This is a genomic window from Planococcus sp. ISL-110 (genome assembly GCF_018613575.1).
GTDB lineage: Bacteria > Bacillota > Bacilli > Bacillales_A > Planococcaceae > Planococcus.
The window spans coordinates 73,267-85,806 of the sequence record NZ_JAGGPX010000014.1 but is presented as its reverse complement, the minus strand read 5'-3'; the positions used below and the strand labels follow the sequence as shown (position 1 = coordinate 85,806).

General features: G+C 47.1%; 13 protein-coding genes. 3 read left to right on the top strand and 10 right to left on the bottom strand.

Translation table 11 applies throughout. From position 1 onward, the window contains the following. Positions 1-1,176: 1,176 nt before the first annotated feature. From J7I83_RS09995 to J7I83_RS09975, 6 genes are all read right to left on the bottom strand, one after another. Positions 1,177-1,407: a DUF2187 family protein gene (locus J7I83_RS09995; protein ID WP_251047573.1), complete on the bottom strand. Its 231-nt coding sequence runs from the start codon at positions 1,405-1,407 to the stop codon at positions 1,177-1,179. 158 nt (positions 1,408-1,565) lie between these two features. Continuing rightward, on the bottom strand, positions 1,566-2,000 hold the full coding sequence (locus J7I83_RS17825; RefSeq protein ID WP_353048255.1) for an NlpC/P60 family protein: 435 nt from the start codon (positions 1,998-2,000) through the stop codon (positions 1,566-1,568). Continuing rightward, positions 1,990-2,268 (bottom strand): hypothetical protein, encoded by a 279-nt coding sequence (locus tag J7I83_RS17820; RefSeq protein ID WP_251047571.1) that lies wholly within the window; start codon positions 2,266-2,268, stop codon positions 1,990-1,992. The genes J7I83_RS17825 and J7I83_RS17820 overlap by 11 nt, the downstream gene beginning before the upstream one ends. Before the next feature lie 9 nt (positions 2,269-2,277). Beyond that, a complete protein-coding gene (locus tag J7I83_RS09985; protein ID WP_215100557.1) occupies positions 2,278-3,201 on the bottom strand; it encodes a S66 peptidase family protein in 924 nt (307 codons plus the stop codon). Positions 3,202-3,818: 617 nt separating this feature from the next. After that, positions 3,819-4,289: a transcriptional regulator gene (locus J7I83_RS09980; RefSeq protein WP_215100556.1), complete on the bottom strand. Its 471-nt coding sequence runs from the start codon at positions 4,287-4,289 to the stop codon at positions 3,819-3,821. A gap of 1,209 nt (positions 4,290-5,498) precedes the next feature. Then, the gene (locus tag J7I83_RS09975) at positions 5,499-5,870 is read right to left on the bottom strand and encodes a hypothetical protein (RefSeq protein ID WP_215100555.1); all 372 of its coding nucleotides are present in this window, start codon (positions 5,868-5,870) and stop codon (positions 5,499-5,501) included. Positions 5,871-6,067: 197 nt separating this feature from the next. Between J7I83_RS09975 and J7I83_RS09970 the strand changes: the two genes are divergently transcribed. Together J7I83_RS09970 and J7I83_RS09965 are read left to right on the top strand one after the other, a co-directional pair. Continuing rightward, entirely contained in the window at positions 6,068-7,600 is a 1,533-nt protein-coding gene (locus tag J7I83_RS09970) for a hypothetical protein (protein WP_215100554.1), read from the top strand. Beyond that, positions 7,597-10,320, top strand: coding sequence for a DEAD/DEAH box helicase (locus tag J7I83_RS09965; RefSeq protein ID WP_215100553.1), 2,724 nt, complete (start codon positions 7,597-7,599; stop codon positions 10,318-10,320). Before J7I83_RS09970 ends, J7I83_RS09965 begins: the two co-directional genes overlap by 4 nt. A gap of 63 nt (positions 10,321-10,383) precedes the next feature. On the opposite strand, the gene J7I83_RS09960 is transcribed toward J7I83_RS09965, so the two are convergent. Together J7I83_RS09960 and J7I83_RS09955 are read right to left on the bottom strand one after the other, a co-directional pair. Then, positions 10,384-10,527 (bottom strand): hypothetical protein, encoded by a 144-nt coding sequence (locus J7I83_RS09960; protein WP_169314366.1) that lies wholly within the window; start codon positions 10,525-10,527, stop codon positions 10,384-10,386. 27 nt (positions 10,528-10,554) lie between these two features. Next, the gene (locus J7I83_RS09955; protein WP_215100552.1) at positions 10,555-10,965 is read right to left on the bottom strand and encodes a single-stranded DNA-binding protein; all 411 of its coding nucleotides are present in this window, start codon (positions 10,963-10,965) and stop codon (positions 10,555-10,557) included. Between the two features lie 295 nt (positions 10,966-11,260). Here J7I83_RS09955 and J7I83_RS09950 point away from each other — a divergent pair, with 295 nt between their 5' ends. After that, on the top strand, positions 11,261-11,695 hold the full coding sequence (locus tag J7I83_RS09950; protein ID WP_215100551.1) for a YwpF family protein: 435 nt from the start codon (positions 11,261-11,263) through the stop codon (positions 11,693-11,695). 121 nt (positions 11,696-11,816) lie between these two features. Here the strand turns inward: J7I83_RS09950 and fabZ are convergent, their stop codons facing one another. Both fabZ and J7I83_RS09940 read right to left on the bottom strand, forming a co-directional pair. Beyond that, a complete protein-coding gene (gene fabZ / locus J7I83_RS09945) occupies positions 11,817-12,254 on the bottom strand; it encodes a 3-hydroxyacyl-ACP dehydratase FabZ (RefSeq protein WP_215100550.1) in 438 nt (145 codons plus the stop codon). A 15-nt stretch (positions 12,255-12,269) separates the two neighbouring features. Beyond that, the gene (locus J7I83_RS09940; protein ID WP_215100549.1) at positions 12,270-12,533 is read right to left on the bottom strand and encodes a DNA-directed RNA polymerase subunit beta; all 264 of its coding nucleotides are present in this window, start codon (positions 12,531-12,533) and stop codon (positions 12,270-12,272) included. Positions 12,534-12,540: the final 7 nt, after the last annotated feature.

Genomic DNA, 12,540 nt, shown 5'->3' with positions numbered 1-12,540 from the left:
AGGTGGACGCTTTCCGGGGGGCTTGCGCCGAACTAACTCGGGCTTGGCCGCCCGAGTGGATTTCGCCACTTCGCTGCTCCCCCAGGAGTCGCCACCTTCCGCTCTTTCTTTAGGTTTCTTCAGATAGTAGGTGGTGAGTGTGAAAGCTTTGCTGTCGTGTCCATAAAAGAAAATACAAAATGCGAGTGGGTAGAGAAATCGCTCCAGGTGGATGCTTTCCGGGGGGCTTGCGCCGAACTAACTCGGACTTAGCGCCCGAGTGGATTTCGCCACTTCGCTGCTCCCCCAGGAGTCGCCACCTTCCGCTCTTTCTTTAGGTTTCTTCTTATTGATAAGAAGTGTAAGGGGAAGCGTCACTGTTGTCCCTATTTGGAGGAAAGCATAAAGATGCGATGGGCACGTAGTGCTTTTCGCCTGCGAAAAGCGGGCATCTTGGAGGAGCAGAGCGGATTGCTGTTGGTTTGTTGGTTTAGCGTTGCCAGTAAGTGACGGGTTGGATGCTTTTACATCACCATTTCGTGTTCATATCTAAAAAATTCCACTTCTTTTCTTCACTCTTGACGCGGCTACCTGAACGTTTCAAATCTCTACCTAAATTTTTTGTTTTCTTACCTTCACCATCCTCTACCCAATTCGATTTGTTCCACAAAGTTCAAGCCCACAAATGGAAGCTGTCCGCGCGGCGAACAGCCCAAATAGAAAGTGACACTTTCTGACCAGACGTCACTCACAGAGAAGAAATGATCTTTTCCATAAAGTTCGTGTTAGAAGGCAAAAGTCGATGTCTAGAACTAAAAGGATTAGGAAGAAACAAAGAACCCAACACCCACTACCTAGCCCCAAGCGAAGGTGCGTGCCCCACCGCCGCCGAGCAGTTCCAGTAGCCCATACCACTTATCTACCTCACACAAATAAAAGTTCTATGCACAAAACAACCACCCAGCTGAGGCGCGTCAACGGAGTGGGTGAAGCAATAAGACTGGCAGCGATCTTCAGCTGCTTGGCTTATTGTGGGAACCCACTCCAAAGCGACCGAAGCGGCTTCCAGAACCCCACCAAAACTATTCCCATAACCCCACACCAAGCAAAGGCGCGTGCACCATCCCCTTCTCTTTCATACAAAAAAAGACAACAAAAAAAGGCTGTTCGCCATGAACAGCCTTTTTTCTCATCAAATCAAGATTCGACGATACGGTATTTCTTATGTGAAATTACGGTCATGTTGGATGCCGCACCAATTTCTTTTGCGTCTTCTGGTGAAATTTCAACAATCACCGAGTTGTCCATAATTTTAAAGATGGTGCCGTTAACATCGACGCCGTTGCGAGTGAAAGAAATCCATTCGCCAATGTAGCGGGCTGCTACGAATTCTGATACTTCTTTTTCATGGGGTTGGAATGCCATCATTACCACGCCTCTCTTTTGTAAAACACTATCTGTTTATTGTAACACAATTCGCTACTGATTTCACCCCTCAGCGAGCCCTTCAACTAAATGAATTTATTCACAAAGCCATTGTCAGCGGGCTGTTTGGAAAATACAGAGAGGTTATCTCCTCTTTAGTCCTAGTCTTCTATTTCCACTAATTGGCAAACTGCGCATAATTCCGCTTCGTGTTTTGCGCCAGCCAGTTTAATGATTTTGATGGCTTTCCCGGAAGTCGGTGAATGAAGCATCGAGCCATTGCCATAATAGACGCCGACATGATGGAGCCGGCCTTTTTCTTCCTCATAGGCAAAGAACAGCAAATCGCCAATATGCCAGGAATCCTGGTCATGCTGATCGACAGCATCGCGTGAGATGATGACGCCCCATAAATAAGGCAGGTCCAAAAATCCGGCACCCAGTTTGGCAATGTTCAGGCCGCTCTCCCGTGGACCGTGGTCATAGGCGGCAACGACTTCCACAGCGTCCGCCATAATCATGGCGTCGCCATCCGGCGTCTGCAGACGGACAAACTCGCCCAGTTCCTTGACCGGCAATAAAGTATTAAAAGACACCGCGCTCAAAGGTTTGAATTCCTCGGTCCAAAGCTGGAATTTGTTCGCCGTTACACGGGCAAAGCCCAGCCAAGGCTGCGATTTTCTTCAATTGGCTTATGGGCACCCAGCCCGGGTAACCCCGCTCGTCTTTTTGGCAGGGCTGCAAGCGTGCGATGACTTTTGCCCAACCATCTACCACTTCGTCAATCAACACGGGCTCTCCATAGAGAAGCTGCGTCTGGATGCGGTTGCTGTCGGTCAGGTCCTCGTTGTCTTCGCGGCTCATTTCCTGGCTTTATTCAACCCCTGGAAGGATGGTCAAGGTTTTGGCGTCGCCATCCAGTCGTGCGAGTGCGCCGAGCGGTACGGAGAAATTCGGTTCGCAATGGCCGATTTTAAAGCCTTTGACGACCGGAATTTTCAGCTCACTAAAGTAATCGGTGAATACCTGATCCAAAGTCAGCGAAGGGGTGTCTTTTGGGGACACGGCATTTTTGAAATCTCCGATAACAATTCCTGCTGCTTCATCGAACTTGCGGGCCAAGCGCAATTGGTTGAGCATTTCGTCCACTTCATATGGTTCTTGATTAATAGCCTCGATCAATAAAATCTTGCCTTTGACATCCAAGTCGAATTTCGTTCCGACTGCGCTGCGAATCAACGACAGGTTGCCCCCGACCAGCTCGCCTTGCGCAACTCCGCCAACCAGTGTTTCAAGCGGTGCCACTCTTTCAGTATAATGCAGTTCGAAGGGTTCAAATAGCTGACCGAACATGCGCGCGCTGCGTTCATGAAATTCTGGTTTGCCGACATCTGAAGCCAGCATCGGCCCATGAAACGTTACCATCTTGGCGTATTCTCCGATGGCTGTATGTAAAAACGTAATATCTGAATAGCCCCAAAACACTTTCGGGTTTTCCATGATCATCGCGTAATCGATCTGGTCCGCATAACGTGCTGCCCCGTACCCGCCGCCAGCACAAATGATGCCGGACACTTCCGGATCTTCGAACATGGCGTGCAGATCGGCCAAGCGCTCTTCATCGGTTCCCGCTAAATAGCCACGGGAAGCACCGATCGATTTGCCGAGCTTGATTTTCAGTCCGAGCTCCTCCAGAAACGGCAATGCTTTCCGCAGATTTTCTTGATCCGGCGGACTTGAAGGTGCAATCACACCAACTGTGTCCCCTTTTTTCAGTCGTTTTGGTAGTTTTCTCAAAATGATCTACTCCTTTTTATTTCTCATGCTTTCTCCAGTATAACCTGTTAGCGGCCATCTTTAGCCAGGCGGCGATTCAGCAGAACTTCACCTGACTCGTCCGCATCGTCATCAGACCTGGCATCAACATATCCCTTATGACTCAATGTACCAATACCCGCTCCATAGTTCAATCCAGCTCACACTGACTTTTATCCAAAACCAGGACAATTGAATTTCTTTTATTTTATTTTTTAGAATTTTTAGTTATTTCGTACGATGTTTATTATGAATCATTGATTTATACTAAAAACAAGTTAGCAAGCACTGTAACTTACCTGTAAGATCTTCCATTTACAAACCCAATCAAAAAGGAGCGGATGACAATGAATTTTGACAAAGTACTTGAACTTGGCTGGGGAGATCTTGCAATTGGAGTAGCGGGCTCGACAGCGATCATGCTGTTTATCAATTTTTATACTTTGATGTAAGGGGGTGACCTATGAATTACGCAGAATTATAAAAGCTCTTTTCCCATACAAACGGAAAAGAGCTTTTAATATGCCTTTATTCGTATTCAAAAACGCCTCCCCGTTGATCCGGAAAGACGTTTTTATCCATAGGCTGCTGATTTCACTTTACAAACCTCCATGTAATTGTTGTGATTCGCGCTGTTGGGTCAATAATTCATCGAACATCTCCCGGTCCCCTGTACTTAACGCTTCATCAATCATTCGACTGAAGTTTTCCTGTTCCAGAAAGTAAATGGCGTCGGCCGCTTCTTTCATAGACTGTTCGTTTACTTCGATCAATTCGGCTCTTTCTTCTTGCAGGATCGCTTGAAGATGTCTGTGAATATCGGACACGAGCAACAATTGGTAGAGAGGCAAGCGGATAAAGCGGTTGCCTTTTTGGAAGACGAAAACTTCCGAAAGGTTTTCCACCTGGAACGTATTGAGGTTGACGATAATCTCCTTGCCTTCCACGGGAATAAAGTGGAACAGCTCATCGTCTTTCATGATAGAGAAGTATTGGTAAGCAAAAACGAATTTGACTAAATGCCCTTCTTTCTTTGTATAAAAAGGCTTCATGAGTTTCACATGCAACATCTGACTCACCCCCCTATTTTTTTAATATTCTGATTACGTATATCATACCATAAAAACACCTTTTCGAATATCATATTGCATAAGAATATCCTTATATAGTAGACGTTCGAGAACATAATTTCGTCACATTTTTTAATAAAATAGTCATGTTTTTACCTAAAAAAGTTTTATTGATAATCTGGCGTGAAATCAAGAATTATTAGAGGGAAAGAAACCACTCTTGGCGGACACTTTCCGCTATCATTTCAAGTTTCTTCTATATAAATCCTTATTTCACTTTTTGAATTACCTGCACAAATCTTGCAGCCTCACACCTGAAACCTCCCTAAATTTTAGCCATTCCACAAATTTCTAGTACAAAAACCACTCCCGCAACCTTACACTCAGCAAAGGCGCGTGCACCACCGCCAAGCAATTCCAGAACCCCAAACTACCTATCCAACCCACACAGATAAAAGTTCTTTTTATGAAACAACCACCCAGCTGAGGCGCGTTACCGGAGTGGGTGGAGCAATAAGACTGGCAAGCGTCCCCTCAGCTGACTGGCTTAGTGCGGGAACCCACTCCAAAGCGCCCGAAGCGGCTTCCAGAACCCTACAAAAACTACTCCCACAACCTTACACTCAGCAAAGGCGCGTGCCCACCGCCGCGGAGCGTTTCCAGAACCCCGCACCACCTATTCCCCACACACAAAGTCAGACTCCTCCTATATAAACAACCACCTAGCTGAGGCGCGGCTACGGGCTGGGCGGAGCTATGAGACGAGTGCTCTTCTCGGCTCATAGCGGGAGCCATGCCCAAAGCGACCGAAGCAGCTTACAGAACCGCACCAAAACTCCCCACACCATTCCACACCAAGCAAAGGCGCGTGCACCACCGCCGCCAAGCGATTCCAGAACCCCACACTATCTATCCATCCCACAAAAACAGAAGTTCTATCTACATTATGAAACAACCACCCAGCTGAGGCGCGTCACCGGAGTGGGTGGAGCAATAAGACTGACAGCGTCCCCTCAGCTGACTGGCTTAGTGCGGGAACCCACTCCAAAGCGCCCGAAGCAGCTTACAGAACCGCACCAAAACTCCCCACACCAAGCAAAAGAGCGTCACCAGAGTGGGTGAAGCGACTTTCAAAACCACTCAACTCCTGTTCCGCCTTCCCATACAAAAACCCACCGGCTAGCCGGCAGGCTCAATAAATCAGCTTTTTTATTTTTTGGTGCGTGTTCGTTGGTGACGATGGCGTGGGGCATTGACCATGAAATGCATTTCGTTTGGATTGATGTAAATTGAGACCTTTTCCATAATATAAGCCACCAATACGTGGAATTCCTCATCAGACAGCTGCCGTTTATAAAAAATAATTCGGTTCATTTTGAAATCGACCTGCACTTGCTCCAAGTAATCCGGAAACAATCGGGGGTTTTGGATACTGTAACAATCACCATCTGATGAAATTTGCCAACTGATCTTACCAAATACCAATTCGGCCTTCGCATACACTACTTCCCAAGCCACGACGTCCTTTGGATGCAAAACGGAACGCAAATCGGGGATTTCCAAAACAAACGAATTGAACAACTATCATTCTCCTATCCACACTATATAATTAGGTCTTTATTACTTTTATAATACCATTTTCTTTACATAAAACAAGGACTCATTGAAAATATTGCGACGATTTCCTAGTCTGTAAATTGGCAAAGCATTCTTCCCCGTTTACGGAGCAGTCAAAAAGTCGTATAATAGAAGGAAAGCTTTATTTTGGGGCGATGCATATGGCTACGGTTCAATCCCTGGCGAAAAGATTCGAAGATACTATTCACAATTATATGGCTGCTATCGACAAATCACTTCTACCGACTCGTGCGTTGGACGAAGAAATGGTTCGAAAAGCAGTCTTTTTAGTGCGCCACGACGGTGTACAGATTCAGTCGTTCAATGAAGAGCGGCTGCTGCTTGAAGCAATCGTCAAAGACGCACATGCAGTTAAGATCATTCTCAATTTCGATAAGCTCACGGCAATTTGCGCCTGTCCGCAGGAACCGATGTGCCGCCATCGACTGGCGGTCATTTTTGCGCTGTACCAAAAAATAGGCTCTCTTTCTGAATGGGTAGCCGCTTGGCGCGAGCCTGAAAACAAGCAGCTGACTTTATTGTCTGAAAAGCGCTCTCCTGAGCAGTGGACAAAACTGGTCCGCAGCGTATGGCGTGAGGCCATTCCGGATTACACCACCCGCAATTATTTTTATTTTGAACAAATGTATGACGGCCGTTTGAAGAATGCTTTTTCCTACGTGCCTTTGGAACGCGAATGGAAAGTGCTTTACCGCACCTACGCCCATTTTATTTCACTGACTGAAGTGTGGACGACGTTTATCGCCGGCACACAGGAAGTCCATCACTCGTTCTTTAAGACCTGGTTTGACGATGAGCTGCATGAATTGCGCGATTTGCTCAGCCAGCTGCGGGTTCAGCACCGGACATTTGAAACGGATGCTTTTTTTGAACACCTAAAAACCTTGATCCGTGAATTCATTGAAGTGAAGGATGTCTCGTTTTCGCAGCGTTTTTCACTTTACCAACTGTTCTGGACCAATTTGTTCAACACTAACAAACTGCGGGAAGAAGAGCTTGCCGCATTGAAAAATCCTGATGAACGGCTGAAAGCATTTTTCGCCATCATTTTGAAGAAAGATCTTGATGTCCGGAAAATATCACCGAATGAAACGCATGACTGGGTCGAACTGGCCGTTCTTGCCGAAAACGAACAGCATCCACAGGCATTGGCCAATATTTTGTTGGCGATCAAGCCGCATGTGAAAACGTTCCTGTTTGAAGAGCTTTATACACAGTATCGCCATCAATACGTACGGACGCTCAGCCGCTTGTTTTCACAAATCGAATTGAGCGAATTGGACTGGGAAGATTTGTTCAAGCAATTTGGCCATTACGGCCTCCCTGCCTATTCGGCTTATTTGATTGAAAAGAAATTATACAAGCAATGGGCAGAGCTGCATCATCTCTACAATTCTCCTTTGTATTTTGCGGAGGAATGCGGACTCAAGGAAGTCCAGGCAACAGCGCCTGATTACGTGCTGCCCCTGCTCCACCGGTATGCGTTGGCTCATCTGGAGGAGCGCAACCGGCCGAGCTATAAGCAAGCGGTACGCATCTGGAAAAAAATGAAGGCCGCCTGCAAGAAAAGCGGGCAAATGGAGTTCTGGACTGCCTACATCACTGAAATCCGGACACAGAACAAACGTCTGCGTGCACTCCAGGAAGAGATCGAGAAAGGAAATCTGATATGAACCAATTCCAAACTGAAGGAAGCCGCCTCTATTATTTAACGATCAGCCGCGGAGAACTTTTCCGTATCCAGGCGACCAACGAAGCGGGCAACCGGATTCCGCCGGAAATCTGGTTGCCGTATTTGTATTTTCTCGACAAAGACAGCTTTTTCGGCTTGAAGGCACAGACAGATGGCTTGGACCTGGTGCTGACGCCCGCTGATTTTGTCCGCCTGTTTCAGCGTGAACCTCACCATTATGTGACGTTTGCCGGACAGCGTGCAGAAGATGAAGGCTGGCTGAAGCTTGCCGAGAAAGTCGCCGATTCCTTGAGCGATCCGGATTTATGGGATCATGTTTCGGTTGAAGACGGGGACATCATCATCAGCAACAAGTATGGGGATGAAGAAATCCGAACTTTCCTTAGCGATACGGTCCATCATCAATTGCGCCAAAAAGGATTATCAGTGGCCCAGCTGCCTTATATCCAGGGCTTTATCCAACAAGCCGGTTGGCAGGGTATGCCGGACGCGGATGACTATGTTATCGCAGTACAGTTGAGCGAACCGGATGCCGATGAATTCTGGTCTTTTAAAGTTGTCATGCGTTCAAAGCGGGGCAGTGTTTACTGGTCTCCTTCCAAACGCCGCGCAGACGAACCGATCGACAAGGCATTGCCGGAAAAATGGCGTCCTTTTGCGGAGGATATTCAACAGCGCCAATCGCTGCTGTTGAGTTTATGCCCTTCTGTCGAGCAGTTTGACGAAAACCGTTTTTACCATGCCGAATGGACCGATGCCGAGATTCTCGAGTTTTTGCGCAACGATGCAGAAATTCTGCAGGCGTTCGGCGTTGAGGTATCGATTCCTTCCTGGCTGAAAGCAGTCCAGGAATCCAAAATCCGCGTCAAAGCCAATGTCAACTCGCCGATCAAAAAAGCATCGGTTGTCGGCCTTGACCAGATCATCAATTTCGACTGGCAGTTCTCCCTGAATGGCCATGAGCTCAGCATGCAGGATTTTCAGCGCCTGGTGTCCGAGAACAAGGAATTTATCCGCATCGGCAATGAATGGGTGCGTGTCGATTCGAACCTGCTGATGCAATTGCGGAAGATGATCGAAGAAGCGGAAGATGCTGATTGGACGATCAAAGACATGCTGTTCCAAAACGTACCGGAAATCATGTTGGAAGAAACCACGGACGAAGACGACCCGCTGGTGGAATTCCACTTGAACCGATCGCTGAAAACGCTGCTCGATAAGCTATTGGACAAACGCGACTTGCCGGAAACGCCGCTTCCGCAGAATTTATTGACAGAGCTGCGCCCGTACCAAAAAATCGGTTTCGATTATTTGGTATTCATGCGTGAAGAAGGCTTTGGCCTTTGTTTGGCAGATGATATGGGGCTTGGAAAAACGGTCCAGCTGATTACGTACCTGTTGCATGTTCAAGGAAAAAATCCAGAGACGCCATCGCTGATCGTCTGTCCGACTTCCGTGCTCGGCAACTGGCAAAAAGAATTAGAGCGTTTTGCGCCCGATTTGAAGGTTGTGACCCATTACGGCAGCATCCGTCCCAAAGGCGAAGACTTTAATGCCTTTTTAGCGGAAGAAAAACCCGATGTCGTCTTATCGACTTATGGCATTGCGTCTTCTGACGGCGAGGAAATGCAGAGCCTGCACTGGGCAAGCATTACTTTGGATGAAGCACAGAACATCAAGAATATGTACACCAAACAATCACGGACCATCCGTAAATTCAAAGGCGATCATCATATCGCTTTGACGGGAACGCCGATTGAAAACCGCCTATCTGAATTATGGTCGATTTTCGATTTTATCAACAAAGGTTACCTGTACCGCATCAAGCAGTTCCAGGAAAACTTCATGATTCCAATCGAACGCGATAATTCTGAAGAACATAAAGAAAAATTGCGCCAGCGGATCCAGCCATTCCTGCTGCGCCGGACGAAAAAAGACCCGGATCTGCAGTTGAATCTGCCTGAAAAGCAGGAACAGCTGGAGTATTGCCCACTGACACCGGAACAGGCCGCTCTTTATGAGGGGCTGGTGCAGGATACGGTGCAGAAAATGGAGACGCTCACAGGTTTCGAGAAAAAAGGGCTGGTCTTGAAAATGCTGAGCAAATTAAAGCAGCTATGTAATCATCCGTCTCTGTACTTGAAAGAGCCGTATACGAGCGCCGCTGAAATCCTGCCCCGTTCTCAAAAACTGGAGCGCATTGTGACCTTGGCCGGGGAAATTGCGGAACGCGGGGAACAATGTTTGATCTTTACGCAATACATCGGGATGGGGCATTTGCTGCAACAGGCCATCAATGAACTGTATGGCCACGAAGTGCCATTCTTGACCGGCAGCATGCCAAAACAGCAACGTGATTCCTTAGTGGCTTCTTTCCAAGCCGGTAAATTCCCAATCTTCATCCTGTCGTTGAAAGCGGGTGGCACCGGCCTTAACTTGACGGCCGCGACACACGTGCTCCATGCCGACAGATGGTGGAACCCCGCCGTGGAAAACCAGGCGACTGACCGTGCCTACCGTATTGGACAGACGCAATTCGTCCATGTCCATAAATTTGTGACAATTGGGACCATCGAGGAAAAAATCGATTCCCTGTTAGCGCAAAAGCAGTCGATGTCCGAAGAATTCATCCAATCCAGCCAATGGATGACTGAGCTTTCGGATAAGGATTTGAAAGAACTGTTCACTTATTCACTTTAAATAGCTTTAAATAAATCCGGCCAGGTCCCCACCTGGCCGGATTCCCCTTTTAGACGTGAAAATTCACCCTTTTTGAACGGAACGGAAGATCGATTTCAGTTCACTTAGTTCCCGCTCCGCCTCTGCCAATCGCTGATGGAGCAAGGCGGTTAGTTTGATCAATTGCTCCATATGCACTTCCAGTTGCAGCTGTACATCTTTCGGCATCGCTAAGTGCCTCCTTTGTTTAATCGTTTATGCGTTTACCTGCTCTGTCCCCGGCGGTTGGAAATCGAAGTCTGCATCCGACTGCGGTGTTTCTTGTTTAGGGGCAGTTTCTTCTTGTGGTTTTCTTCTGTCGAGGAAGCGGATCTGGTCGCCCAGCACTTCGGTCACATAGATGCGCGTGCCATCTTCTTTGTCGTAGGAACGCGATTGCAGACGGCCGGTGACAGCGACAAGTGAACCTTTGACGCAGTATTTCGAGACATTGTGGGCAGGCTTGCCCCAGGTGGAACAAAGAACATAATCTGTTTCCGTTTCTCCTTTCTGGTTTTTGTAGTTTCGGGAAACTGCTACGATGAAGGAAGTATGTATCCGTCCTTCACTCATGACACGCATGGATGGATCTTTTGTTAAACGCCCTACAATTCCGACTTGGTTCATTTTCTCACCTCCTTTCGCTTACTTAGAGCATACTAAGAAGATTGAATTCTTTGCAAAACCGAAAAAATTAATTTTTGTGGGTTTTCCGCTTCCATATCTCATTTTTGAAGCATCCCAAAACTTTTTTTTCAGTGAAATCAGAGGAAATAAGTGAGTTTAAGTCATGTGGCACGCCTCACCAAAAATAGCTTTTAGGAAAATCCCATTTTTTTATAACAGCCTTTTCTTTTCGGTTCGCCTGCCAAATCTTCTGTATGCTATACTGAAACAAAGCTAGTATTGGAGGCATTGCTGCATGAAAACATTTAAAATGCTGTCATTGGGTATTGAACAAGACGATCAAGTGACCGATTATCCGGTGCATGATGGCATCATGATCAACCAGGAGAACAGCGAACGCTCGTGGATCCTTGAGATGTTGATCGACCTGCCGCATCTGGAGACGTTCGAAAAACTGATGCAATCCAAGAAAACGATCGATGTCCAGGTTGTCATTTCCTATCCTGGAAACGAACCTGCGCCTTTTGAAGTAGTGATCCGCAAGGTAAAAGTCATCGGGGACCACACCTCTGTATTGATGAAAGGCACCTTGAAACGGGCTCGCCGGAAGTATGCAGAAACCTTACTTTCAGAACTGTTGGAAGACGGTCTTGAGGGACAGGACTTGCTGGAGCGCTTTGAGACCGATATGCGCACCCGCCCAGGCCTAAGAAAAGACGAGGCAAAGTAATAGCGCTATAAATAAAAAGAGCTGCGGTTCAAGTCAGAAACAATGACTTGAACCGCAGCTCTTTTTTCTTATGGGAGAATGATTGATCCTACGCCGATTCCTGCAAGTTGTTTATTTAGGCTTACTTTTCGGCGACTGGACCCAATGCGAAGAGAATATCGCATTCGCAGGCTATTTCTCCGTCTACTGTCGCAATGGCATGGCCTTTGCCCATTGAACCGCGCAGTTTTGTCAGTTCAACTTCCAGACGCAATTGATCGCCTGGTACGACCTGGCGTTTAAATCGGCAGTTATCAATGCCTGTGAAAAACGCCAGACGGCCTTTGTTGGCATCCATTTGCAACACAGCGGCTGCGCCAACCTGTGCCAATGCTTCAACGATCAGGACACCTGGCATTACTGGATATCCTGGGAAATGTCCATTGAAAAATTCTTCATTGGCAGATACGTTTTTTAAACCAACAGCTCTTTTGCCGGCTTCAATCTCCAAAATCCGATCCACCATCAAAAATGGGTAGCGATGCGGTAAAATTGCTTGAACTTGCTCTGTTGTCAACAATCGATCCATCTCCTTTTATTTTCCACTCATAATATCCAATATATGCTGCCAGGTCTCCCATTTCAGCGCATCAGCAGGATTTCCGTCACCAATGACACCAAAGCCAACCATCGCTCCTAGAACAGCAGCTAAGGCGATCAGGGCGATTACCAAGATAATACGCAGCCAGATGGGAAACAGGCGTATTTGAACCCACCATGTCTTTTTAGTCTTTTCTGTATCCGACACTTCTTTTTTCGCTTTTTTCCGAAGAGAAAAGTTTTTTTTCTGTTCAGCCATTCACTCT